Source organism: Streptomyces sp. NBC_00536, from assembly GCF_036346295.1.
Taxonomy (GTDB): domain Bacteria; phylum Actinomycetota; class Actinomycetes; order Streptomycetales; family Streptomycetaceae; genus Streptomyces.
In genome coordinates, this window is sequence record NZ_CP107819.1 from 2,328,702 (window position 1) to 2,352,963 (window position 24,262).

Consider the following 24,262-nt stretch of genomic DNA (forward strand, 5'->3'; position numbering starts at 1 on the left):
AGAGAGCGTACGTCGCCCCGCGCACCCGGCGGTCAGGGCGTACGCCGCCCCGCGCACCGACCGGCTCAGCCCAGGGAGAGGACCACCAGGGCCACCGTCGCCGCGACCTCGGCCAGCGCGCCGAAGACGTCCCCGGTGACCCCGTCGAAGCGGAGCACGCAGCGGCGCAGCAGGAGTTCGGCGGCGCCGAGCCCGGCGAGGACGGCGACGGCGTGCTGCGCGGCGGCGGCCGGTCCCAGCGCCACGGCGGCGGCCGCGGCCGCGGCGACGGCGAGGGCGGCGACCGCGGCGGCGGTCCGTACGGGGACGGTCCCCGCGACGGCGGCGCCGAGCCCCTCGTGCCGGGCCGGGGGCACCCCGTCGCGGGAGGCCAGGGTCAGGGCGGTCCGGGCGGCGACGGCGGCGACGGCGGTGGCCAGCGCGCCGCGGGCCCAGCCGTCGGCGTAGGCCTGCGCGAGCGCGGCGGCCTGCACGAGGAGGACCAGGACGAGGGAGATGACACCGAACGGCCCGATGTCGGACTGCTTCATGATGCGCAGCGCGGTGTCGGCGGGCTTGGCGCTGCCCAGGCCGTCGGCGGTGTCGGCCAGCCCGTCGAGGTGCAGCCCGCGGGTGAGCGCGGCGGGCACGGCCACGGTGGCGACGGCGGCCAGCAGCGGCGACGCGCCGAGGAGCAGCAGCAGGCAGCCCAGCGCGGCCGCGCACAGCCCGACGACCAGGCCGGCCAGGGGCGCGCAGGCCATCCCGGTGCGGGCGGCGGGGCGGTCCCAGCGGGTGATGCGGGCGGGCAGCACGGTGAGCGTCCCGAAGGCGAAGCGCAGGCCGTCGCGGAGCGAGGCGCGTTCGTCGGGCGGGCGCAGGGGGGAGCCCGGGAGCGGCTCGGGGAGCGGCTCGGGAGGCGGGCCGGGGAGCGGATCGTTCACCGCGGGAACGGTACCCGCTCGCCGCTGACGGTAAATTACCCATTACATGCCAAATGGGGAGCTGGTGTCATGGGTCACTGGTGGTACCGGAACATCGTGGAACCGGGGAAGCTCCCGCTGCTCCTCGCCCTGCTCTCGTTCGTGGCGTCCTTCCTGGTCACGCGGACGATCACGCGGCTGATCCGGGCCGGCCGGGGACCGTTCAAGAACATCACCCCGGGCGGCCTGCACGTCCACCACGTGGTGCCGGGCGTGGTGCTGACGATCATCGGCGGCTTCGGTGCGGTGGGCAGCGGCCGGCACAGCGTGGGGGCACTGATCTCGGCGGTGCTCTTCGGGCTGGGCGCGGGTCTGGTGCTGGACGAGTTCGCGCTGGTCCTGCACCTGGACGACGTGTACTGGAGCGAGCAGGGCCGCAAGAGCGTGGAGATCGTGGTGCTGACGGCGGCGCTGGTGGCGCTGGTGCTCGGCGGGTTCCTGCCGTTCGGGGTCAGCGAACTGACCGCCACCGAGCGGCACAACCGGGGGCTGGTCGTGATGAACACGGCCACGAACTTCTTCCTGGCCCTGATCGCCCTGTGGAAGGGGAAACCGCGCACCGCGCTGCTGGGGACGGTGATCCCGTTCGTGGCGCTGATCGGTGCGATCCGCCTGGCCCGGCCCGATTCGCCGTACGCGCGGCGGTTCTACACGAAACGCCCGCGGGCCCGGGCGAAGGCCGGGCTGCGGGCGTTCCATCACGACCGGCGCTGGGCGGCGCCGCGCCGCCGGTTCGAGAACTTCATCGGCGGGACCCCGGACAAGCACTGAGGCCCGCCCCGGCGGCGGCTCTAGCCCGGGATCAGGCCGTCGTCGCTGAGCATCTCCCGGACCTCGTCCAGCGTCGCGTCCGGCGCGGGCAGGATCAGCTCTGAGGGCTCCAGCTCGTCGTCCAGGAGCGGGCTGCCCAGACGGCGTACGGCGTCGAGGAGGCCGCCCAGCGTCCGCCGGAAGCCTTCCTCGTCACCCGCTTCCATCTCTTCGAGCAGCTCGTCGTCCAGCACGTTCAGCTCCGTGACGTGCTTGTCGTCGAGCCTGACCTGGCCTTCCCCCATGATGCGGACAATCATGACGGGCCCCGTTCTACTGCTTGTCGAAGCGGTGCTGGGTCTGCGGCTGCTGGGCGCCGCCCGCGCCGCCGCCCTCGATGGCCTGCTGCTGCGCGGAGGGGCCGCCGGCCAGTTCCTGCTTCATCCGGGCCAGCTCCAGCTCCACGTCCGTACCGCCCGAGAGGCGGTCCAGTTCGAGCTGGATGTCGTCCTTGGAGCCGAGGCCGCTCTGGTCGTCCAGGGCGCCCGAGGCGAGCAGCTCGTCGATCGCGCCCGCGCGGGCCTGGAGCTGGGCGGTCTTGTCCTCGGCCCGCTGGATGGCGAGGCCGACGTCGCTCATCTCCTCCGAGATGCCGGAGAAGGACTCCGCGATCCGGGTCTGCGCCTGGGCCGCGGTGTAGGTGGCCTTGATGGTCTCCTTCTTGGTGCGGAAGGCGTCCACCTTGGCCTGGAGGCGCTGCGCCGCGAGGGTCAGCTTCTCCTCCTCGCCCTGGAGGGTCTGGTGCTGCACTTCGAGGTCACTGACCTGCTGCTGGAGCGAGGCGCGGCGGGACAGGGCCTCGCGGGCCAGGTCCTCACGGCCGAGCGCGAGGGCCTTGCGGCCCTGGTCCTCCAGCTTGGCGGACTGGCCCTGGAGCTGGTTGAGCTGGAGCTCCAGGCGCTTGCGGGAGGTCGCGACGTCGGCGACCCCGCGGCGGACCTTCTGCAGCAGTTCGAGCTGCTTCTGGTACGAGTAGTCGAGGGTCTCGCGCGGGTCCTCGGCCTTGTCAAGGGCCTTGTTCGCCTTCGCGCGGAAGATCATCCCCATACGCTTCATGACACCGCTCATGGGCTTCGCGCGCCCCCTTCTGAAGGACTTCGGCTCGTGGTCACCTACAGAACCCACAGTACGGGCCCTGTCTCTATTACCGCACTGTTCGCGGACGGATGTGCTCCTCCTCCAGGACGACCTCGGCTCCGCCCCGTCACGCTGGAGGAGTAGTGGACCCCCTGGGAGGCGGGCGCGGCGGGCGGACCCGTCACCGGTAAAGACGCCCGCCGTTGCGGGATCGTTCCCCGCCGAGGTGGGGGCCGTGCCCGCGAGCACGTAGGGTTGGTTTCGTGTTTGGTAGCCGCTCCTCCAAGGAAGAGAAGGCCGCCGCCGCCGACAAGGTGGGCGCCGACCTCTCGCAGACCCGTGACCCGCAGGCCCCGAAGGGCCGCCCGACGCCGAAGCGTGCTGTGGCCCAGTCGCAGCGCAAGGCCGTGGTGGCCTCGACCGGCAATCGCAAGGAGGATGCCAAGCGCGCCCGTGAACGCCGCCGGACCGAGATGGCCAAGCAGCGCGAGGCCCTCGCCAGTGGCGACGAGCGCTATCTGCCCAACCGCGACAAGGGCCCGGTGCGCAGGTTCGCCCGTGACTTCGTGGACTCCCGCTTCTCCGTCGCCGAGATGTTCCTGCCGCTCGCAGTGATCATCCTGGTGCTGAGCATGGTCCGGGTCCCCTCGATCCAGAACATCGCCCTGCTCCTGTGGCTCGGTGTGATCGTGCTGATCATCATCGACTCCATCGGCCTGTTCATCCGCCTGCGCAAGGCGCTGAACACCCGCTTCCCGGACGAGCCGAAGCGCGGCGCCGTCGCCTACGGCCTGATGCGCACCCTCCAGATGCGCCGGCTGCGCCTGCCGAAGCCGCAGGTCAAGCGCGGGGAACGGCCCTGACCGGAGCGTCGCCCGCGGCCGCGGACGACGGCTTCGCGGGCGGTGCCCGACGGTGGCTGGAGGGCCTGGGCGGACTGCGCAACGCCGTCCGCCAGGAACTCGTGGGCCGCCAGGTCGACGAGCAGATCGCGCACCGCTTCCCGGTCGGGCAGCGGCTGCGCGTCCTCGACGTCGGCATGGGCCAGGGCACCCAGGCCCTGCGCCTGGCCCGGGCCGGGCACATGGTGACCGGCCTGGAGCAGGACCCCGGCATGCTCGCCGTGGCCCAGGAGGCGCTCGCCGCCGAACCGGCCGGGATCCGCGACCGGGTCCGGCTGATGGAGGGCGACGGCCGGGAGACCGGCGCGCACTTCCTGCCCGGCAGCTTCGACGTGGTGCTCTGCCACGGCGTGCTGATGTACGTACCGGAGCCGGACGGCATGCTCGCCGGGCTGGCCCGGATGCTGGCGCACGGCGGGCTGCTGTCCCTGCTCGTGCGCAACGGCGACGCCCTCGCGATGCGCCCCGCGCTCACCGGTGACTGGACGACCGCGCTGGCCGCCTTCGACACGGTGGGCTACACGAACCGGCTGGGCCTGGACGTGCGGGCCGACCGGCTGGGCACGCTGACCGCGACCCTGTCCGGCATCGGCGCGCCGCTGCAGGCCTGGTACGGCGTACGGGTCTTCACCGACGGCAGCGAGACGGACGGGGCGGCCCTGCCCGAGGACGGACTGGAACTGCTGCTCGCGGCCGAGGACCGGGCCGGGCGCACCGACCCCTACCGCGGGGTCGCGGCGCTGCTGCACCTGTGCGGGGTCCGCGGCTGAACCCACGGTCCGGGGGCGGGCCCCCGGACCGGTCCGGCCGGACCTCAGGCGTTCAGGGCCTCGCGCAGGCTCATCGTGTACAGCTCGGTGCCGCCGTCGTCGGACAGCTTCACCTGCTCCGTACCGCCTTCGAGCAGTTCCTTCCAGTACTCACCGATCCAGGACTCCGCGTCGCCCTGCGTGGTGAACTCCTCCGGCGTCACCGCCGGGGTCGACTCGCTGCCATCGGCCGTCTCGAACCGCCACGTCCACGCCATGTCCGCCTCCGTTGCTCGCCCGGCACCCGTCCGGTACGTGTCCGGGTACTCCCCGTGAATCTGCCCAGAGACTACGACTTGCCCTGGCCGGGCGCGCACCACTCCCGCGGACGCGGGAGGATCATCCCGTGGAACTGACTCTGCTGGGCACCGGCACACCCGAAGGACTGCCCCGCCCCGGCTGTCCCTGTGCGGCCTGCGCCGTCTCCGTGGGCACCCGGGCGCGGGCCGCGACCGCCGTTCTCGTGGACGGGGCGCTGCTGCTCGATCTCACCCCCGGGGCCGTGCTGGCCGCCGCCCGGGCCGGGCATTCCCTGGGCGGGGTCCGCCAGGTGCTGCTGAGCCACCCGCACGACGGGCCCGCCGTGGAGCTGCCGCCGGGACTGCCCGCCGCGGGGCGGGTGCCGGACGGGCAGCGGCTGTCGGTGATCAGCGGGCACCGGGTGCGGGCGGTGGCGATGGACGCGCCGGGCACCGGGTACGAGGTGACCGGGCCCGACGGTGACCGGCTGCTGTACCTGCCGCCCGGCGGGGCGCCCGCCGGGACGAACGGGGTGGCGGAGCAGCCGTACGACATGGTCCTGCTGGACGTGCTGGGGCGGCCCGAGGCACTGGCCCGGCTGCGGGCGAGCGGCGCGGTCGGCCCGGCCACCGATGTGATCGCCGTCCACCTCGACCACGACGTGCCGCCCGGCCGCGAGCTGGAGCGCCGCAGCGCGGCCGCCGGAGCGCGCGTGGTGGCGGACGGGACCACGCTGACCGTCGGCGCCTACCACGCGGCGCCGGACCTGCCGCGGCGCACCCTGGTGCTGGGCGGAGCCCGGTCCGGGAAGTCGCTGGAGGCGGAGCGGCGGCTGGCCGCCTTCCCCGAGGTGCTCTACGTCGCCACGAGCGGCACCCGTGACGGCGACCCGGAATGGGCGGCGCGGGTCGGGCTGCACCGGGAGCGGCGGCCGGGCAGCTGGCAGACCGTGGAGACCTGCGAACTGGTGGAGCTGCTGGAGGGCGGCGCGCGGGAGCCGGCGCTGCTCATCGACTGTCTGGCGCTGTGGCTCACGGACGCGATGGACCGGGCCGGTGCCTGGGACGACGACACGTGGGCGGGCCGCGGCCAGAAGGAGCTGCGCGCGCGCACGGCGGCGCTGGTGGCGGCCGTACGGTCCACCAGGCGCCGGGTGGTGCTGGTCAGCAACGAGGTCGGGGCCGGGATCGTCCCGGCGACGGCGTCGGGGCGGCGGTTCCGGGACGAGCTGGGCCGGCTGAACGCGGCGGTGGCGGCGGAGTGCGAACACGTCCTGCTGGTGGTGTCGGGCCAGCCGGTGGTCCTCAAGGACTGACGATCCGCCAGGGCGCCGGACCGCGCCCCGCGGGCCCCGCGGGCGGGGCATGAACCGGCGTGCGGGCACGGGTACTCTTCGGCAGATGACCACGCTGAATCTCGACGACTTCTCCGATCTGATCGAGCGCCCCGACGGGGGCGTCCGGCGTGACGCCGAGGAGCGCCGCGAGCGGCTGGCGGTGCCCGCCGGGGCGCTCGGGCGGCTCGACGAGCTGGCCGAGTGGCTGGCGGCCGCGCAGGGCTCCGTACCGGTCCGCCCGGTCGAGCGGCCGCGCGTCGTGCTGTTCGCGGCCGACCACGGGATCGCGGCTCAGGGCGTCTCCGCCCGGCCCGCGGGCAGCGCCCACCTGCTGGTGCGGTCCGTGCTCGACGGCACGAGCCCGGTGTCGATCCTGGCCGCCCGCTTCGGCGCGGGGCTGCGGGTCGTCGACGCGGGCCTGGACTGCGATCCGGCCCTGCTGCCGGAGGACGTGGTCAAGCACCGGGTCCGCCGGGGCAGCGGCCGCATCGACACCGAGGACGCGATGACGGTCGAGGAGGCCCGGGACGCCATCCGCCTCGGCATCGCGATCGCCGACGAGGAGGCCGACTCCGGTACGGACCTCGTCGTCCTGGGAGACATCAGCGTCGGCGGGACCACCGTCGCCGCCACCCTCGTCGCCGCGCTGTGCGGCACGGACGCCTCCGTGGTCACCGGGCGCGGCGGCGCGCCCATCGACGACCTGACCTGGATGCGCAAGTGCGCCGCGATCCGTGACGCGCTGCGCCGCGCCCGCCCGGTCCTCGGGGACCAGGTGGCGCTGCTGGCGGCGGTCGGCGGGGCGGACGTCGCCGCGATGACCGGCTTCCTGCTCCAGTGCGCGGTGCGCCGTACGCCGGTGATCCTCGACGGGATCGTCTCGGCGGCCTGCGGTCTGGTGGCCCAGCGGGCCGCCTTCCGGGCCCCGGACTGGTGGCTGGCGGGCCAGGCGAGCGGCGAGCCGGGCCAGGCCAAGGCACTGGACCGGATGGCACTCAACCCGGTGCTCGACCACGGCGTCACAGTGGGAGAAGGAACCGGGGCGTTGCTCGCCCTCCCCCTGGTCCAGGCGGCCGCCGCGCTCGCGGCGGACCTCCCGGAGCGGACGGCCGAACCGGCCGGACCGTCGCCGGAGTAGTGGTTCAGCCCGGGGTCTTCCGGCTCTCCGGGGGAAGGCGGGCCCCATATCATCGCTTTCCATGGGAGAGGTCCGTTTGACCAGCGCAGACACCGACCGGAACACCGACCGAGGACCCGGCGGCGTACCGAGCGGCAGGAAAGAATCCGGCACTGACGCCGCGAAATCCGGGGGCGGCCGGGAATCCGGCCGGGAGACCGGCAGGGGGAGCGCCCGTTCGCGGCGCAGCGCCGCGTTCGCGGTGTGGTACCTGCGCGCCGTCACCTTCGTCAACTTCCTCAGTGCGGTGTGGCTTTCGCTCGGGCAGGACCTGCGCGACCACAACACCGCCGACTTCTACACGCCGTACCTGCTCACGGCCGGTTTCGCGTCCGGCCTGTTCTCGCTGATGCTCGCGGTGACGATGGGCCGCCGCAAGCGGGCCGCGTGGATCCTCAACCTGGTGCTCAGCGGGCTGCTGTTGCTCGCTTTCGCCCTGGTCACCTGCACCTCGTACTACCCCGAGTTCCGTCAGCACACCCAGAACTGGATCTCGCTGGTCCTGACCGCCTCGTTCGTCGGGGCGCTGCTGCTGGGCCGCAAGGAGTTCTACGCCCGCGGTGACCGCTCCAACCCGAAGCTGGCGACCGTGGTCGGCGCGGTGGGTCTGCTGCTGACCTCGCTGGTCGCGGCGCTGCTGGTGGGGGCGACCAACGACGCTCCGGACCAGTCCGGGGTGACGTTCCTGACCCGCTGGCGCTACGGCGTGATGCGGCTGGTCACCCTGGCCCCCGACGACCAGGCGCTGAGCGGGATCACCACGCCCGCCTGGGTGGACGTCTTCATCAACGTGATGTCGACGGTGCTGCTGCTGGCGGTGTTGTTCGCCGCCTTCCGCTCCCGCCGGGCCGTGGATCCGCTCACCGAGGCGGACGAGGAGCAGCTGCGCGCGCTGCTCGCCAAGCAGGGCGACCGCGATTCGCTGGGCTACTTCGCGCTGCGCCGCGAGAAGAGCGTCATCTGGTCCCCGACCGGCAAGGCCGCGGTCACCTACCGGGTGATCGGCGGGGTCTCGCTGGCCTCCGGCGACCCGATCGGCGACCCCGAGGCGTGGCCCGGGGCGATCGAGCCGTGGCTGGCCGAGGCCCGTGAGCACGGCTGGGTGCCCGCGGTGACGGGCGCGAGCGAGGAAGCGGGCACGATCTACGCCCGCCACGGCCTGGACGCCCTGGAGCTGGGCGACGAGGCGATCGTGGAGACCGACGAGTTCACGCTGGAGGGCCGCGCGATGCGGACCGTCCGGCAGGCCTTCAACCGGGTCAAGCGGGCCGGGTACGAGGTGCGGATCCGGCGGCACGCGGACATTCCGGCCGAGGAGATGGACGTCCTGCTGCGGCGGGCCGACGACTGGCGCGACGGCGCGACCGAGCGCGGTTTCTCGATGGCGCTGGGCCGGCTGGGTGATCCGGCGGACGGCCAGTGCGTGATGCTGGAGTGCACCGACGGCAACGGCGATCTGCGGGCCGTGCTGTCGTTCGTACCGTGGGGACCGAAGGGTCTCTCGCTCGACCTGATGCGCCGTGACCGGGATTCCGAGAACGGCCTGATGGAGTTCATGGTCATCGAACTCCTGGAGCGTTCCAAGGAGATCGGGGTCACCCAGGTCTCGCTGAACTTCGCGATGTTCCGTTCCGTCTTCGAGCGCGGCTCCAAGCTCGGCGCGGGTCCGGTGCTGCGGATGTGGCGCTCGCTGCTCAGCTTCTTCTCGCGGTGGTGGCAGATCGAGTCCCTCTACCGGGCCAACGCCAAATACCGGCCGATCTGGGAACCGCGGTTCATGCTCTTCGAGAAGAGTTCGGATCTGCTGCGGATCGGTATCGCGGCGGGCCGTGCCGAGGGCTTCCTGGAGGCTCCCGGCCTGCCGAAGTGGCTGCACCGCAGACACCTGGAGACGAAGCGTTGATTCCACCCTCCTTGAGGCGGTTCGCCCGCCAAGAGTGGGGGCCCCTGTATTCGACCGTCCGGGACGCGCTCGCCGCCAAGGGGTGGCGGGCGGTCCCGATGTCGATCGGCGCGGTCGCTCTGACCTCGGTCTTCCAGATCGTGCAGAACCAGTCGTGGGGCTTCCAGCCGGTGCAGAACCTCGGGTCGGTGAAGGCCGCCGACCCGTTCTGGCTGGCCCTGATCCGGACCCCGCTGTCGCTGTTCGTGCCCGCCCTGGACCTGCCGGTGTGGGGCGCGCTGCTGCAGATGCTGCTGGTGTTCGGGATCGCGGAGATCTGCATCGGCTGGTGGCGGACGCTGCTGATCGGGTACGTGGCCACGCTGGCCGGTACGACGTACGCGCGGATCGGGCTGTCGCTGAGCCCGGAGCACCCCTTCGGGCTGCCGCTCACGGACCGGGTGGTCAACGACACCGGGCCGTCGGCGGCGGTGGTGGGGCTCGCGGTGTTCGTGTGCTGGCGCTACCGGGCGTACGTGACCGGGGGGCTGGTGATCGCCGTCATGATCATCGAGGTGATCGTCAAGAACAACCTGGCGGGCAAGGAACACCTGGCGGCCATCGCCGCCGTGATGGTGGTGTGCGTGGTCCGCGCCGTGTGGGGATCGCCGCGGCGAAACGTCCCGCCGGGGCGCAGGCCCCCGCCGCCCGGGGCCCCGCCCGCCCACTCCACGCGGGGCGGCGGCCCGCGGGCCGTACCGTAGCTTCCCGTGACCACACCCTTCGGGCCGCCCCTGGCCGGTACCCGGTACTGGATGCGCGCGCACCCGCTCGCCACCGATGCCCTGCTCGCCCTCGGGGTGTTCGCCGCCATGGTCCTCGGGTCGTTCGCCGACCCGCACGGACCGCACGGGCAGCCCACCTTCGGCACCCGCGCCCCCCACCTGCTGTCGCTCGTGCTGATGGTCCTCGCGGCGGCCGCCCTGGTGCTGCGCCGCCGCCACCCGCGCGGCGTGCTCGCCGCGACCAGCGCGCTCGCCCTGGCCGAGCTGGTCAACGGGGAGCCCCGGGCGCCCGTCGCGATGGGCGCGGTCGTCGCCCTCTACACGCTGGCCGCGCGCACCGACCGGCCGACGACCTGGCGCGTCGGCCTGCTCACCATGGCCGGGCTGACCGGCGTGGCGATGCTCGCCGGGCCGCTGCCCTGGTACGCACAGGAGAACCTCGGGCTGTTCGCCTGGACCGGGATGGCCGCGGCGGCCGGGGACGCCGTCCGCAGCCGCCGCGCCTTCATCGACGCGATCCGGGAACGGGCCGAGCGCGCGGAGCGCACCCGCGAGGAGGAGGCCCGGCGCCGGGTCGCCGAGGAGCGGCTGCGGATCGCCCGCGACCTCCACGACGTGGTGGCGCACCACATCGCGCTGGTCAACGTGCAGGCCGGGGTGGCCGCGCACGTCATGGACAAGCGCCCGGACCAGGCGAAGGAGGCCCTCGCGCACGTCCGCGAGGCCAGCCGCTCCGCCCTGAACGAGCTGCGGGCCACCGTCGGGCTGCTGCGCCAGTCCGGTGACCCGGAGGCCCCGACCGAGCCCGCGCCGGGACTCGCCGTCCTGGACGCGCTGGTGGACACCTTCCGCCATGCCGGGCTGCCGGTGGACGTGGTCGTCCAGCTGGGCCCGGAGAGCGGGGCGGCGCTGCCCGCCGCCGTGGACCTGGCCGCGTACCGGGTGATCCAGGAAGCGCTGACGAACGTGCGCAAACACGCGGGTCCCGGGGCCCGCGCCGAGGTCAGCGTGGTCCGGGTCGGCGGGTCGGCCGAGGTCACGGTGCTCGACGACGGCGGCTCCGGCGCGGACCCCTCGCCGGAGCCGGTGGACCCGGGCGGCGGTCACGGCCTGCTCGGCATGCGCGAACGGGCGGGGGCGCTGGGCGGCTCCTGCTTCGCCGGACCGCGCTACGGCGGCGGCTACCGGGTGCATGTGATCTTGCCAGTGTGAGCAGCATTTTGCCGGTGTAAGCAGCATCCTGCCGGTGTGAGCGGACGTCCGGGGGCTCGGCTCAGCAGGCCTTGCGCCAGGCGTCCAGCTCGTACTTCTTCTGCAGCGAGCTGAGCCCCAGCTCCTTGGAGCGGGCGCAGAACCGGCCGAGCGGCAGCTCGTACTCCACGTGGAAGACCGCCTTGCCCGCCGCGACGAACGGGGTCAGCCGCTCGCACTCCCCGTACTGCGCGCACTGCTCGTTGACCGCGAAGTCGAAGTCGCCAACCAGCTGCGGGATCTGGTCCAGGTCGTTCTTGAGGCCGACCGCCAGCCCCCGGTCGTGCGCGAGCTTCGCGACCAGCCGGTTGTAGCGCAGCTGGTCGTCGGCGGTCAGCGGGAAGCCCGAGGTGTTGCGGTAGCCGTCCATGTTGTCGGGTTCCACCGCGTCGAAGCCCTTGTCCCGGCACATGTCGAACCGTTTCGCGATCAGCGGTTCCAGTTCGGTCAGCCGCCGCAGGTCCAGCCAGCGCTCGCCCTCCCAGCCGTTGCCCTTGCCGAGCATCTCCTTCGGGAAGTCGCCCGCGTCCGGCCGGAAGTCCTCCCACGCGCCGGTCGACAGGTAGCAGATCACCTCCCGGCCGTCCTTCTTCAGGCCCGCGACCTGCTCCTTGGTGGTGGTGAACCCGTCCACGTCGTAGACCGGCGCGTTCACCGAGGTGTCCAGCTTCCCGGTGAGCTGCCACTGCCAGCCGAGGCCGGGCCCCGGCTGCCAGCGCTCCCCAGGCGCCCGGGTGGGCGCCGGACCCGGGCCCGGGCCGTTGTCGTCCCCGTCGTCGTCCGGGCCCGCCGTACAGGCCGCGAGCAGCAGCATCGGCAGCAGCCAGAGCAGCAGCCGTCCCCGCGGTCCCCGCTGTCCCCGTGCGGGCGTTCTCCTCATCCGGCGGCCTCCAGCGCGTACGGCAGGGTCCCCCACGGGTGCGCACCGGTGCCCGGGACCGCGCAGTGCACCGCCGCCCCGCGCTGCGCGGCCAGTTCGGCGGTGGGCGCGCCCGGCGGGACCGCGTACACCAGGTGGCAGAACCGCTGCGCGGGATGGTCGGCGGTCCACGGCGGGGCCGCCGCCGCGTCGCGGTAGGCGTCCCACGGGCCCTCGAAGGTGACCAGCAGATCCGCGAGTTCGGCGTACCCGGGGTGCGGGTGCACGCCGTGGTTGAGTACGAGCGTACGGGCGCCCGCGGCCCGGGACGCGACGGCGAGCCGCCGGTAGTGCCCCAGTTGGTCCCCGTCGGCGGCGGCCTGGTCGAGGAAGGCGCCGTCGGTGCCGTACCAGTCGCGGTGGCGCAGCAGGTCCTGGACGACGGCCGCGTGCGGGCGCCGCCCGTAGTCGGTGTCGGCGTAGCCGAGGACGGGCACGCCCGCGGCGCGCAGCCGCTCCGCGACGGCGGCGAACCGCTCGTCGGGAGCGGCGCCCGGGCCGCTGTCGGGATTGAGCACCACCGAGTGCAGGCGGCCGGCGGACCGGATCAGGGTCTCCCAGGCCTCGGGCCGGTCGGCGGGGTGCTCGTACAGGGGCACCAGCAGCATGTGGTCCTTCGATTCTCTGGTCGTCATGTCAGCGGTGCGCCGTCGCCCGGCCGAGGAGTACGCAGACCAGCGCGGCCAGCGCCACCGCCGCGGTCCCCGCCACCGCCAGCTGGACCAGCCGGGGCTGGCCGAAGCCGGTCAGCAGCGCCAGGCTCTGCGCGGCGGCGGCGCTCGCGCACACCGCGGCCGCCGCCCGGACCGCGCCGAAGGACTGGAGCAGCAGCCCGGTCCACATCACGGCGCCGAGCAGCAGCAGGGTCGCCACCCGGACCCCGGTGAGCCCGGGCGCCCCGGGCCACAGCAGGGTTCCGGCGATGCCCAGGGCGAGCAGCACCGCGAGGTACGAGGCGAGGCACTCGGCCAGGGTCACCAGCATCCGCCCCCCGAACGCCCGGGGCGAGCGGGCGGCCCGCAGCCCCGCCAGGGAGCCGCTGCGGAAGCGGTGGAGCAGCCATTCGGCGGGGCCCATGCTGAGGGTGAGGGCCACCGCCGAGGGGGCCGCGACCGCCTCGGCGGGGCCGCCCGCGAGCACCTCACCGAGGGCGGCGTAGAGCACGAGCAGGCCGGTGCCCAGGCCGAACACCCCGAAGGGCACCGAGTCCGCGAGCCGGGGCCCGCGCGGCGCGAACTCCTCCTCGGCGCCCCGCAGCATCCGCCAGCGGACCGTTCCTTCACCGGGCCCGCGCCGGACCCGCTCGCGGACCCGGCGCGCCGCCGCCCGTACGCCCTCGGCCAGCGGCAGTTCCCGCAGGGCGAGGGCGCAGGCCCCGAGCAGCGACAGGGCGAGCAGCGCCACCCGGGCCGGGGTGGGCAGGCCGGTGGTCAGCGACACCACGGCGCCCGCCGCCATCGGCAGCAGGGCGCACAGCAGCAGCCGCTCCCGGCCGAGCACGAGCAGGACGGTCGCCGCCCCGACGTACACGGCCTGGCCGGCGGCGAAGGCGTAGGAGAAGGCCGGGCCGCCGGGCACGGCCAGGGCGGCGGCGCTGCCCAGCAGGGCGCCCGCGGGGGCGCCGACGAGCAGGGTGCGTCCGGCGGCGGCCCGGTCGCCGAGGCCGAGCCAGGAGTAGGCGCGGTGGGACAGGGTCTGGTCCCAGACCCAGCCGACGAGCGCCCCGGCGAGCAGGGTCAGGGTTCCGGCGGGCAGCCCGAGCCGGTCGGGCGGCCCTTCCAGCAGGGGCGCGCCCAGGATGTAGGCGAGCCCGGGCAGCGCGAAGATCACTCCGCGGAGCAGGCAGGCGGTGAGGGAGACCTTCCAGGGGTCGGGGGTCTCGGCGGGTTCCGGGAAGGCCCGGGGCACCCGGGCGTACAGCTCCTCGGCGAGTGCGAAGGAGTCGTCGCGGCCGTAGGCGAGCCGGATGTGTTCGTCGGTCATGCCGTCGGACTCGAGGACGGCGGCGATCTCGTCGGGGTGCACGGCAGCGGCGATGAACGGGCCGAGCCGGTCGGCGAGTTCGTCCATCGGGTCGGCGGCGGGCACCCCCGGCCCGGTGCGGCGGGGCCGGGGGATGGCGGGCAGCGTGTCGCCGCCGGGGATCTTGAGCCAGAGGGAACCGCTCACCACAGGCTCCCGTCGGCGGCGAGTTCGCGGTACCAGGGGTCGGCGAGGCGCTGGGTCCAGTCGTCGCCCGCGTGGACGGGCAGCACGGGCTGTCCGGCGAGTTCCCGGTAGATGTGCCGGAAGCCGTCCACGGACTGGTGGAGGGTGAACTTCTCCACCACGCGTTTGCGCGCCATCCGGCCGAGTTCCGCGCGGCGGGCGTCGTCGCGCAGCAGCGCGAGGGTGGCCTTGGCCATCAGCTCGGGTTCGCGGGGCGGGACGACGAGCCCGGTGTCCCCGACGGCCTCGCGGACCCCGCCGACATCGGTGGAGACGGTGGTGCGCCCGCAGGACATGGCCTCGATGATGCTGAAGGGGAAGCCCTCGCTGATGCTGGAGAGCATCACGATGCTGCCCGCCGCGTAGGCCTTGGCGACCTCTTCGATGCGGCCCTCGTAGCTGATCCCGTCGGTGACCCCGAGTTCGGCGGCGAGCTTCTCCAGGCGCAGCCGGTAGTCCTCGCAGCCCGCGGGGACCGGCCCGAAGAGGCGCAGCCGCAGGGCGGGCAGCTCCTCGCGCATGAACGCGTAGGAGCGGATGAGGGTTTCGAGGTCCTTGATCGGGTCGATGCGTCCGCACCAGCTGAGGGTGGGGACCGCGGGTTCGGGCCCGGCCTCGGGGAAGGCGTGCGGGTCGACGCCGTTGTAGACCGTACGGATCTTCTCGGAGGGCGCCCCGCCGCGCTCCTCCCAGCGCCGGTTGTACTGGTTGCACGGGGTGATCAGGTCTGACTGGCGGTACCCCTCGCCGTTCAGCTCGCGGTAGAAGCCGAGCATGAGGGCCTTGACGGGCCAGCGCTGGGCGGCGGTGCGGTAGCCGAGGTAGCGCTCGCGCAGGTAGATGCCGTGCTCGGTGAGGAGGAACGGGACGCCGTCGAGGCGTTTGGCGGCGAGCGCCGGGAGGGTGGCGAGGCCGCTGCTGACGGCGTGCGCGACGCTGTCGGGCGGGATCCGGACGGCGAGCGGGCGCAGCGCGTGTTCCAGCAGGTCGGTCGCGGTGAGCGCGTCGTGGATGGTGGGGGCCGCGCCCGCGGTGGGCAGCTCCGGGCGGGTCCACACGGCCATGAGTGTGCGCAGGACCGATTCGGAGCGCAGGGCCGTGGCGAGGCGGCCGGCCCGGGCGTGCAGGGCGAGTTCGTGCAGGGCGGCGGAGAAGGCCGCGTTGCCGGGGCCGGGCGCCGGGTCGAGCAGGGAGAGCAGGAACTGTTCGTAGGTCTCGGTGAAGCGGCGGTGGGCCTTGCCGCGCAGGGCCCAGCGGCGGCCGCGGCCGGGCGCCGGTCCCCAGAGCGGCACGGCGGTGTGCCGGTAGACGTTGCGCGGCAGTTCCCAGGTGACCGGCTCGCGACCCGAGCCGGTGAGGGCTATGACGTTGAAGTCGACTTCGGGCATGCCGCGGACCAGCTGGTCGCACCAGGTGCTGACGCCCCCGTGAACATGCGGATAGGTGCCTTCGGTGAGCATGGTGACATGACGCCCATGGCTCATGTGGTGTGTCCCCCCAGGACGGAAAAGGGGCCGGCGCCCGTGGGTTCGCGGAGCGCCGGCGCTGTCGTGCCGAGGCGCTGCGCTGTGCAGCGCTGTGTGCCTCGTGGTGGTGGCCGGTCAGCCGTGGCGGTTCGGCTGGGCCGGCCGGTTCGGCTGGGCTTGCTGGGTCAGCTGGGCAGCTTGAGGGTCACGGCGGACTGGAGGACTTCCGGCGCGGTCCACGCCGACCGGTTGCCCGCGTAGGCGGTGCCGAAGACGGAGGTGCCGAGCAGCATCTGCTTCTTGGTGCCCTCCGGGACGGTGACCGGCGCGACGACCCCGCTGGGCGCCTTGACCGTGACGTCGTTGCCGATGCGGTAGGCCGTGACCTGGCCCGCGGCGAGCGCCTTGTCCCAGGCGGTCCGGCGGCTCAGCTCGACGCCGGAGTCCTTCTGGCTCTGGTTCACGATCGGGGCGCTGGGCGCGTACAGGGTCCGGTAGGTGTCGAGGACCTGGTTGAGCACCGGGTAGAGGGTGCGTTCCTCGGCGAGGTTGCCCTGGTGGACGTAGTGCGGCCGGGGGTCGTTGGAGAGCACGTGCCGCAGGGCGGTACGGGCCTCCTGGGGGACGATGTAGTTCAGGTAGCCGGTGTTCGTGTCGAGGGGGGCCGGCAGGCAGGTGGAGGTCGCCGGGTTGTCCTCGCACGCCCCGCTGCCGCCGTCGGCGCGGCTGGTGTAGATCCAGTTGTACTCGTCGGCCATCTCCGCGTTGGTGCCCGTGTTGTAGTACACGTTCATCGGGTAGCGGGGGACGGTCTGGGCCGCGCCGACGGCCCGCATGTCGGGCTCCCGGGAGTTGTCGCTCGCGGTCCATTTCACGCCGTTGTCGGCGAGCGCCCCGGCCAGATTCGGGTTGTCCACGGGCTGCTGCGGCAGGACCTTGAGGCCCGAGTGCTCACCGGTGACCAGTTCGGAGCGGTCGGTGGTGATGCCCTTGGAGACGGCCCAGTTGTTGTTGTCGCTGATCTGCTTCGAGATGTCGGCCCGGGTGGTCCACTGGATGGCGCCCTGGGCGTTGGTCTGGCAGCTCCAGGGGTTGGTGGCGACGTTCTGCAGGCACCCGAGGAACAGGTGCGTGTAGGTGTGGTTCACCCAGCGGTACTTCGCCTTGTCCGCGATGAGCTGGGCGGCGAGCGCGTCGGCGTTGCCGTGCTCGGTCTTCCACTCCTCCCCCGCCCCGGCGTTGAAGACCATGTCGAGCTTGAAGTTCTTGCTCGTCTGCCACTGCGCGAGGTACTGCGCGTCGGCGGCGGTCATCCGGATGTCGCTCTCCTGGCCCGCGCCGCCCGCGCAGGCGTAGTCGCCCGGCGTGCAGTTGAGGTCCTTGCTCCAGCGCGCGTCCGGCGCCAGTACGTCGTCGACGTGGACGGCGAAGTAGCTGCGGCTCTGGCCGAGGTGGACGCCCTGGGTGAGCCACTCGACGATGCCGCGGGCCAGCAGCCGGAACTGCTGCTGGTACTGGTTGTACCCGAAGGTCAGCACCAGTTCCTTGCGCCCGTCGTGGGCGTATTCGCCGACGAGCGAGGCCCGTCCCGCGCCGACCGGGGCGTCGAGGTAGCTGGTGTAGCCCGCCCGCGGCTTGGCCATGTAGCCGTAACTCTCCGGGATCAGCGGCGAGTTGTCCTCGAAGGTGACCTGACCCCCCAGGTACCCGAAGGGACCGGTCTTGCCCGCCGCCGTGACGGCCGCCTGCGTGCCGTCGAGCGTCCCGCCGTACCCCCCGTTGTCCGTGTACTCCAGGCCCACCTCGGGGTGCGCCCACGTGTAGGCGTCCACCTGACGGATGCCGTACGTCGTCTCGTAGGCGCTGAGCGCGGTCATTTCGGCCGAGCCCGCTCCGAACGGGTTCTCGTTGGGCAGCACGACGCCCTGGAACTTGGCGCGCGGCTGGCCGTTGACCGTGTCCGCGAGATAGGCCGCGTTGATCACCGGGCGGCTGCTGCTGCCCAGGTCGACGCGGGTGAACGGAACCCCGCTGCTGGTGAGTTCCGCGGTGATCGCCTGGACGGAGCTGCCGCCGTCGTCGACGACCAGCACCTTCAGGTCGATCCGTGGTGCCGTGGCCGCCTGAGCGGTCGCGGCGGGAATGACGACGGACATCAGGGCCGTCGCCGCCATGGCGGCGGCGACCCTGTTCATCCGGTTCTTGTTGACCATTTCGGCCTTTCCCCCCGCAGGCATCCCTCGGCCATGACCGTGTGGCGGTCGGCCGGTCCGGGGAGGCTCTGTGGAAATCATGCAAAGGGACCCCGCGTCCCCTTGCGAGAGTGGCTCGAGTCTCTCGGACCTCGTCAGGTCTAAGCGGGAAACCTGGAACGGAGACCACAGATGGGTGAACCTCCAGGCCTTCGGATCGAACAACTTGCCAAACCTTCGAGTGGCGTACGGACGAGTCCGTACGCGTAGGCTCATTTCTGGCGGCCGCCGAGCCGGAATACGATCGCTGCCGGAACGGCCGGCGATCCCGACCCGACCGCAGCCCCACACCACATAGACGGAAGCGAGACTTCACCACCGTGACTGCTCTGACTCTCAGCACTGCCGGCGCGGCGACGCTGCGCGCCGACGCCCTCGTGGTCGGCGTGGCGAAGGGCCCCAAGGGCCCCGTAGTCGCCGCCGGCGCCGAGGCCGTGGACAAGGCGTTCGACGGAAAGCTGGGCGCCGTGCTCGAAGCCCTCGGTGCCACCGGCGCCGAAGGCGAGACCACCAAGCTGCCCGCCCCGGCCGGCCTGAAGGTCCCGGTCGTGCTGGCGGTCGGGCTCGGCTCGGTCCCGGACACGGACGAGTCCTACGACGAGGAGGCGCTGCGCCGCGCTTCCGGCGCCGCGGCCCGCGCGCTGCACGGCACCAAGAAGGCCGCCTTCGCACTGCCCCTGGACGACGCCTCCGCCGTGACCGCGGTCGCCGAGGGCGCGCTGCTGGGCGCGTACGCCTTCACCGTCTACCAGGGCGGCGAGAACAAGGTCGCCAAGAGCGGCTCCAAGAACGGGGGCCCGAAGCAGCCCCTCGCCGAGGTGGCCCTGCTCGGCGCCAAGCCGCGCGACAAGGAGCACAAGGCCGCGGCCGAGCGCGCCGCCATCGTCGCGGCCGAGGTCAACATCGCCCGTGACCTGATCAACACCCCGCCGAACGACCTGACCCCCGAGGCCTTCGCCGCGGTCGCCTCCGCGGCCGCGAAGGAGAACGGCATCAAGGTCCAGGTCCTGGACGAGAAGGCGCTCCTCAAGGGCGGCTTCGGCGGCATCATGGGCGTCGGCAAGGGCTCCGAGAACCTGCCGCGCCTGGTGAAGCTCTCCTACACCCACGCCAAGGCGGAGAAGACCCTCGCCTTCGTCGGCAAGGGCATCACCTACGACTCGGGCGGCATCTCCCTCAAGCCGGCCGGTCACAACGAGACGATGAAGTGCGACATGGCCGGCGCCGCCGCCGTCTTCGCCGCCGTCGTCGCCGTGGCCAAGCTGGGCCTCCAGGTCAATGTCACCGGCTGGCTCGCGCTCGCCGAGAACATGCCCTCCGGCTCCGCCACCAAGCCCGGTGACGTCCTGCGCATGTACAGCGGCAAGACCGTCGAGGTCCTCAACACGGACGCCGAGGGCCGTCTGGTCCTGGGCGACGCCCTGACCAAGGCCTCCGAGGAGAACCCGGACGCGATCGTCGACGTCGCGACCCTGACCGGCGCGATGGTGCTGGCCCTGGGCGACCGGACCTTCGGCATCATGGCCAACGACGACGCCTTCCGCACCTCGATCCACGAGATCGCCGAGGAGGTCGGCGAGGCCTCCTGGCCGATGCCGCTCCCCGAGGACCTGCGCAAGACCATGGACTCCCCCACCGCCGACATCGCCAACATGGGTGTCCGCATGGGCGGCGGCCTGGTGGCCGGCCTCTTCCTCCAGGAGTTCGTGGGCGAGGGCATCACCTGGGCGCACCTGGACATCGCGGGTCCGGCCTTCCACGAGGGCGCCCCGTTCGGCTACACCCCGAAGGGCGGCACCGGCTCCGCCGTCCGCACCCTGGTGCGGCTGGCCGAGCGTACGGCCACGGGCGACCTGGGCTGACGCACGGGAGCCCGGCTCCACACGGGCCCCGGCCGTGATCAGATTTTCTGATCACGGCCGGGGCCTGTTCGCTGCCAACGAAATCCGTAGGTTTCTACGCTGCGGTAACCCCAGGTTCGGGCAGAACGACCTGCCCCAGGGCAGGCCCGGCGTCCCGCGTTCCCCCGACAAATGCGAAGATGGGTTCTCGGCAGGACAGGGCCCCCACCACAGGGCCGAAGAAAAGCGGCCGATTACCAGCCGCCGCCCGGTCCCAGAGGGCCGGCGCCCGGCGCACATGCATGGAGGACGTGACGTGGCGAACGACGCCAGCACCGTTTTCGACCTAGTGATCCTCGGCGGTGGCAGTGGCGGTTACGCCGCGGCGCTGCGGGCCTCCCAGCTGGGTCTCGACGTTGCCCTGATCGAGAAGAACAAGCTCGGTGGCACCTGCCTGCACAACGGATGCATCCCCACGAAGGCTCTGCTGCACGCGGGCGAGGTCGCTGACCAGGCTCGCGAAGCGGGTCAGTTCGGTGTCAAGGCCACCTTCGAGGGCATCGACATCGCCGGTGTCCACAAGTACAAGGACGAGGTCATCTCGGGCCTGTACAAGGGTCTGCAGGGCCTGGTCGCCTCGCGCAAGGTGACCTACATCGAGGGAGAGGGCCGCCTCTCCTCCCCGACTTCCGTCGACGTGAACGGCCAGCGTGTGCAGGGCCGCCACGTCCTGCTGGCGACCGGCTCCGTGCCGAAGTCGCTGCCGGGCCTGGAGATCGACGGCAACCGCATCATCTCCTCGGACCACGCGCTGGTCCTGGACCGCGTGCCCGAGTCCGCGATCATCCTGGGCGGCGGCGTCATCGGCGTCGAGTTCGCCTCGGCGTGGAAGTCCTTCGGCACCGACGTCACCGTCGTCGAGGGCCTCAAGCACCTCGTCCCGGTCGAGGACGAGAACAGCTCGAAGATCCTGGAGCGCGCGTTCCGCAAGCGCGGCATCAAGTTCAACCTCGGCACCTTCTTCCAGAAGGCCGAGTACACCGAGACCGGCGTGCGCGTCACGCTGGCCGACGGCAAGACCTTCGACGCCGAGGTGCTGCTGGTCGCCATCGGCCGCGGCCCGGTCTCGCAGGGTCTGGGCTACGAGGAGCAGGGCGTCGCGATGGACCGCGGCTACGTCCTGGTCGACGAGTACATGCAGACCAACGTGCCGACCATCTCGGCCGTCGGTGACCTCGTCCCGACCCTCCAGCTCGCGCACGTCGGCTTCGCCGAGGGCATCCTGGTGGCGGAGCGTCTGGCCGGTCTCAAGACCGTCCCGATCGACTACGACGGTGTGCCGCGCGTCACGTACTGCCACCCCGAGGTCGCGTCCGTCGGCATCACCGAGGCCAAGGCCAAGGAGATCTACGGCGCGGACAAGGTCGTGGCCCTCAAGTACAACCTCGCGGGCAACGGCAAGAGCAAGATCCTGAAGACCGCGGGCGAGATCAAGCTCGTCCAGGTCAAGGACGGTGCCGTGGTCGGCGTCCACATGGTCGGCGACCGGATGGGCGAGCAGGTCGGCGAGGCCCAGCTGATTTACAACTGGGAGGCTCTGCCGGCCGAGGTCGCGCAGCTCATCCACGCGCACCCGACCCAGAATGAAGCGCTCGGCGAGGCCCACCTGGCCCTGGCCGGCAAGCCGCTTCACTCCCACGACTAATCCACAGTCACGGGCGCGACGACCACTTCCGCACTTTCGTTAGGAGCAACTGAAACCATGTCGGTTTCCGTAACCCTTCCGGCGCTCGGTGAGAGCGTCACCGAGGGCACCGTCACCCGCTGGCTGAAGGCCGAGGGCGAGCGCGTCGAGGCCGACGAGCCGTTGCTCGAGGTCTCGACCGACAAGGTCGACACCGAGATCCCCTCCCCCGTCTCCGGCATCCTCGCGTCCATCAAGGTCGCCGAGGACGAGACCGTCGAGGTCGGCGCCGAGCTGGCCGTCATCGACGACGGCAGCGGTGCCCCGGTTCCGGCCGCGGCCCCCGCCGCCGAGCCGGTCGCCGCCGCTCCGGCTCCGGTCGTGGAGGCCCCCGCGGCCCCCGCCCCGGTCGCCGAGACCCCGGCCCCCGCCGCCGCTGCCCCGGCAGCCGGCACGGACGTCGTGCTCCCCGCTCTGGGCGAGTCCGTCACCGAGGGCACCGTCACCCGCTGGCTGAAGCAGGTCGGCGAGTCGGTCGAGGCCGACGAGCCGCTGCTCGAGGTCTCCACGGACAAGGTCGACACCGAGATCCCGGCGCCGGTTTCCGGCACCCTGCTGGAGATCCTGGTCGCCGAGGACGAGAACGCCGAGGTCGGCGCGCGTCTGGCCGTCATCGGCGTCGCGGGCGCTGCCCCCGCGGCCGCTCCGGCCGCCGCTGCCCCGGCTCCGGTCGCGGCGGCCCCGGTCGCCGCTCCGGCCCCCGTGGCGGCTCCGGCCGTCCAGGCTCCGGCTCCGGTCGCCCCGGCCGCTCCGGCTCCCGTGGCCGCGCCGGCCCCGGTCGCCGCGCCGGTTGCCGCCCCGGCCCCGGTTGCCGCCCCGGCTCCGGTCGCCGCGGCCCCCGTCGCGCCGGTCTCCGCCGGTGACGAGGGCGCGTACGTGACCCCGCTGGTGCGCAAGCTCGCCTCGGAGTCCGGCGTCAACCTGTCCGCGGTGACGGGCACCGGTGTCGGTGGCCGCATCCGCAAGCAGGACGTCCTGGCCGCCGCCGAGGCCGCCAAGGCCGCCGCCGCTGCCCCGGCCCCCGTCGCTGCCGCTCCGGCCGCGAAGGCCCCGGCCGCCGCGGTCTCCGAGCTGCGCGGTCAGACCGTCAAGATGACCCGCATGCGCAAGGTCATCGGCGACAACATGATGAAGGCCCTGCACTCGCAGGCGCAGCTCAGCTCCGTGGTCGAGGTGGACATCACCAAGATCATGAAGCTGCGCGAGAAGGCCAAGGCCTCCTTCCTGGCCCGCGAGGGCGTCAAGCTCTCGCCGATGCCGTTCTTCGTCAAGGCCGCTGCCCAGGCGCTGAAGGCCCACGCGGTCGTCAACGCCCGGATCAACGACGACGAGGGCACCATCACCTACTTCGACTCGGAGAACATCGGCATCGCCGTGGACTCCGAGAAGGGCCTGATGACCCCGGTCATCAAGGGTGCGGGCGACCTCAACCTGGCGGGCATCTCCAAGGCCACCGCCGAGCTGGCCGGCAAGGTCCGCGGCAACAAGATCACGCCGGACGAGCTGTCGGGCGCGACCTTCACCATCAGCAACACCGGTTCGCGCGGCGCCCTGTTCGACACGGTCATCGTGCCGCCGAACCAGGCCGCCATCCTGGGCATCGGTGCCACGGTCAAGCGCCCGGTGGTCATCGAGACCGCCGAGGGCACCGTCATCGGCGTCCGCGACATGACGTACCTGACCCTGTCCTACGACCACCGTCTGGTGGACGGCGCGGACGCGGCCCGGTACCTCTCGGCCGTCAAGGCGATCCTGGAAGCGGGCGAGTTCGAGGTCGAGCTCGGCCTCTAGCAGCGCCGTTGTTGTAACGAGCCTCACCGTCGGCGCCCCCGTCCGGAATACTTCCGGACGGGGGCGCCGCCGTATTGTCTAGGCATCGGCGTCGGGTACCCGCTGGGGCCCCCGAGTCCGGTCCGCACGGCCCTGCACACCGATCAGGAGATGAAGACCCGATGATCACGCCACCCGTGGTGCACTCGCTGCGCGAGCAGATCCGCGAGCACATCGTGGAGGGCATCGTCAGCGGGCGCTGGAAGCCCGGAGAGCGCATCGTGGAGCGCCGGATCGCCGTCGAGCTGGAGGTCAGCCAGACGCCGGTCCGCGAGGCCCTGCGCGAGCTGGAGATCCTGCGGCTGATCGAGTCGGCGCCCAACAAGGGCGTGCGCGTGCGCAACCTCTCCGCGGCCGACCTGGAGGAGATCTACCCGGTCCGCGCGGGCCTGGAGCAGATCGCCGCCGAGCTGGCGGCGCCCCGCCTGGCGGCCGACTGCACGGCCCTGGAGCCCCACGTGGCGGCCCTGTGGGAGGCCGACCGGGTCGAGGACGGCACGGCCCAGGTGCGGCACACGGTGGGCTTCCACCGGGAGATGGTGCGGGCCGCCGGGAACAGCGTGCTGCTGCACACCTGGGAGAGCCTGGGCATCGAGGTGTTCACGGCCCTGTCGATCCGCTGGCTGGGGACCGTACAGAAGTCGTACGCCGAGGAGCACGCGGCGCTCGTCGAGGCCTTCCGCAACCAGGATCCGGACATCGGTCTGCTCGTGAAGCGGCATGTCCTGGGGTGCGCCCCGCGCGCCTGACGCACGTCTGACGCACGCCTCA

21 protein-coding genes are annotated in these 24,262 nt (G+C 72.7%); 12 read left to right on the forward strand and 9 right to left on the reverse strand.

The genetic code is table 11. The annotated features are described in order from the left end of the window. Positions 1-65: 65 nt before the first annotated feature. Positions 66-860, reverse strand: a complete 795-nt coding sequence (locus OHS33_RS10080) for an adenosylcobinamide-GDP ribazoletransferase (protein ID WP_330334983.1) — start codon at positions 858-860, stop codon at positions 66-68. Between the two features lie 132 nt (positions 861-992). Between OHS33_RS10080 and OHS33_RS10085 the strand changes: the two genes are divergently transcribed. Continuing rightward, on the forward strand, positions 993-1,733 hold the full coding sequence (locus tag OHS33_RS10085) for a hypothetical protein (protein ID WP_330330046.1): 741 nt from the start codon (positions 993-995) through the stop codon (positions 1,731-1,733). Positions 1,734-1,753: 20 nt separating this feature from the next. On the opposite strand, the gene pspAA is transcribed toward OHS33_RS10085, so the two are convergent. Together pspAA and OHS33_RS10095 are read right to left on the reverse strand one after the other, a co-directional pair. Then, positions 1,754-2,032: a PspA-associated protein PspAA gene (pspAA, locus tag OHS33_RS10090; RefSeq protein WP_330330047.1), complete on the reverse strand. Its 279-nt coding sequence runs from the start codon at positions 2,030-2,032 to the stop codon at positions 1,754-1,756. A gap of 13 nt (positions 2,033-2,045) precedes the next feature. Continuing rightward, positions 2,046-2,840, reverse strand: a complete 795-nt coding sequence (locus OHS33_RS10095; RefSeq protein ID WP_330330048.1) for a PspA/IM30 family protein — start codon at positions 2,838-2,840, stop codon at positions 2,046-2,048. Between the two features lie 272 nt (positions 2,841-3,112). Between OHS33_RS10095 and OHS33_RS10100 the strand changes: the two genes are divergently transcribed. Continuing rightward, positions 3,113-3,712, forward strand: coding sequence for a DUF3043 domain-containing protein (locus tag OHS33_RS10100; protein WP_330330049.1), 600 nt, complete (start codon positions 3,113-3,115; stop codon positions 3,710-3,712). 101 nt (positions 3,713-3,813) lie between these two features. Then, positions 3,814-4,521 (forward strand): class I SAM-dependent methyltransferase, encoded by a 708-nt coding sequence (locus OHS33_RS10105; RefSeq protein WP_330330050.1) that lies wholly within the window; start codon positions 3,814-3,816, stop codon positions 4,519-4,521. 44 nt (positions 4,522-4,565) lie between these two features. On the opposite strand, the gene OHS33_RS10110 is transcribed toward OHS33_RS10105, so the two are convergent. Further along, positions 4,566-4,778 (reverse strand): hypothetical protein, encoded by a 213-nt coding sequence (locus tag OHS33_RS10110; RefSeq protein ID WP_330330051.1) that lies wholly within the window; start codon positions 4,776-4,778, stop codon positions 4,566-4,568. A 128-nt stretch (positions 4,779-4,906) separates the two neighbouring features. Here OHS33_RS10110 and cobU point away from each other — a divergent pair, with 128 nt between their 5' ends. The 5 genes from cobU (at position 4,907) to OHS33_RS10135 (ending at position 11,192) form a co-directional block, all read left to right on the forward strand. After that, positions 4,907-6,115, forward strand: coding sequence for a bifunctional adenosylcobinamide kinase/adenosylcobinamide-phosphate guanylyltransferase (gene cobU, locus OHS33_RS10115; protein WP_330330052.1), 1,209 nt, complete (start codon positions 4,907-4,909; stop codon positions 6,113-6,115). 85 nt (positions 6,116-6,200) lie between these two features. Then, positions 6,201-7,274: a nicotinate-nucleotide--dimethylbenzimidazole phosphoribosyltransferase gene (gene cobT, locus OHS33_RS10120; protein ID WP_330330053.1), complete on the forward strand. Its 1,074-nt coding sequence runs from the start codon at positions 6,201-6,203 to the stop codon at positions 7,272-7,274. Between the two features lie 61 nt (positions 7,275-7,335). Beyond that, positions 7,336-9,216, forward strand: a complete 1,881-nt coding sequence (locus tag OHS33_RS10125; RefSeq protein ID WP_330330054.1) for a phosphatidylglycerol lysyltransferase domain-containing protein — start codon at positions 7,336-7,338, stop codon at positions 9,214-9,216. 11 nt (positions 9,217-9,227) lie between these two features. Beyond that, positions 9,228-9,959, forward strand: coding sequence for a hypothetical protein (locus OHS33_RS10130; protein ID WP_330330055.1), 732 nt, complete (start codon positions 9,228-9,230; stop codon positions 9,957-9,959). A 51-nt stretch (positions 9,960-10,010) separates the two neighbouring features. Next, positions 10,011-11,192 (forward strand): sensor histidine kinase, encoded by a 1,182-nt coding sequence (locus tag OHS33_RS10135; RefSeq protein ID WP_330334984.1) that lies wholly within the window; start codon positions 10,011-10,013, stop codon positions 11,190-11,192. A gap of 61 nt (positions 11,193-11,253) precedes the next feature. Here the strand turns inward: OHS33_RS10135 and OHS33_RS10140 are convergent, their stop codons facing one another. From OHS33_RS10140 to OHS33_RS10160, 5 genes are all read right to left on the reverse strand, one after another. Next, a complete protein-coding gene (locus OHS33_RS10140) occupies positions 11,254-12,111 on the reverse strand; it encodes an endo alpha-1,4 polygalactosaminidase (RefSeq protein WP_330330056.1) in 858 nt (285 codons plus the stop codon). Then, entirely contained in the window at positions 12,108-12,785 is a 678-nt protein-coding gene (locus OHS33_RS10145) for a spherulation-specific family 4 protein (RefSeq protein WP_330330057.1), read from the reverse strand. The genes OHS33_RS10140 and OHS33_RS10145 overlap by 4 nt, the downstream gene beginning before the upstream one ends. 1 nt (position 12,786) lies before the next feature. Then, on the reverse strand, positions 12,787-14,319 hold the full coding sequence (locus OHS33_RS10150) for a hypothetical protein (protein WP_330330058.1): 1,533 nt from the start codon (positions 14,317-14,319) through the stop codon (positions 12,787-12,789). Beyond that, complete coding sequence (pelF, locus tag OHS33_RS10155) at positions 14,316-15,842, reverse strand: GT4 family glycosyltransferase PelF (RefSeq protein WP_330330059.1); 1,527 nt, start codon at positions 15,840-15,842, stop codon at positions 14,316-14,318. The genes OHS33_RS10150 and pelF overlap by 4 nt, the downstream gene beginning before the upstream one ends. A gap of 167 nt (positions 15,843-16,009) precedes the next feature. Then, positions 16,010-18,037 carry a hypothetical protein gene (locus OHS33_RS10160; protein WP_330330060.1) on the reverse strand — a complete coding sequence of 676 codons (2,028 nt, stop codon included), beginning with the start codon at positions 18,035-18,037 and terminating at the stop codon, positions 16,010-16,012. 359 nt (positions 18,038-18,396) lie between these two features. Here OHS33_RS10160 and OHS33_RS10165 point away from each other — a divergent pair, with 359 nt between their 5' ends. From OHS33_RS10165 to OHS33_RS10180, 4 genes are all read left to right on the forward strand, one after another. Further along, entirely contained in the window at positions 18,397-19,938 is a 1,542-nt protein-coding gene (locus OHS33_RS10165) for a leucyl aminopeptidase (RefSeq protein ID WP_330330061.1), read from the forward strand. A gap of 295 nt (positions 19,939-20,233) precedes the next feature. Beyond that, complete coding sequence (gene lpdA, locus OHS33_RS10170) at positions 20,234-21,622, forward strand: dihydrolipoyl dehydrogenase (RefSeq protein ID WP_330330062.1); 1,389 nt, start codon at positions 20,234-20,236, stop codon at positions 21,620-21,622. Between the two features lie 57 nt (positions 21,623-21,679). Then, positions 21,680-23,452 carry a 2-oxoglutarate dehydrogenase, E2 component, dihydrolipoamide succinyltransferase gene (sucB, locus tag OHS33_RS10175; protein WP_330330063.1) on the forward strand — a complete coding sequence of 591 codons (1,773 nt, stop codon included), beginning with the start codon at positions 21,680-21,682 and terminating at the stop codon, positions 23,450-23,452. 164 nt (positions 23,453-23,616) lie between these two features. Next, a complete protein-coding gene (locus tag OHS33_RS10180) occupies positions 23,617-24,240 on the forward strand; it encodes a GntR family transcriptional regulator (protein ID WP_330334985.1) in 624 nt (207 codons plus the stop codon). The last annotated feature ends 22 nt before the right edge of the window (positions 24,241-24,262 follow it).